Below are 216 nucleotides of genomic sequence, written 5' to 3' on the forward strand. Positions count from 1 at the left end.
CCGTCTCCCTGGCGCTGTTCGCCTGGCTGCTGACCCTGCACCCGACCGCCGCCGGTCGTGTGTATGCCGCTTATGGCGGGGKGTATGTGGCGATGGCAATTATCTGGTTATGGCTGGTGGRCGGGATCCGCCCGGCCCMTTGGGGMCNNCTGCTGTCTCTTTTWCACATCTGRCGCYGCCSACGACGCGCCCCCAGCGGGGTGGTTTCTGGGGGGG

1 pseudogene is annotated in these 216 nt (G+C 68.0%); it reads left to right on the top strand.

From position 1 onward, the window contains the following. Positions 1-143: pseudogene (locus ACQ4LH_RS21760) on the top strand (YnfA family protein); the annotation flags it as partial. Between the last annotated feature and the right edge of the window lie 73 nt (positions 144-216).

This window comes from Pseudomonas peli, from assembly GCF_050563605.1.
Taxonomy (GTDB): Bacteria; Pseudomonadota; Gammaproteobacteria; order Pseudomonadales; family Pseudomonadaceae; genus Aquipseudomonas; species Aquipseudomonas peli_A.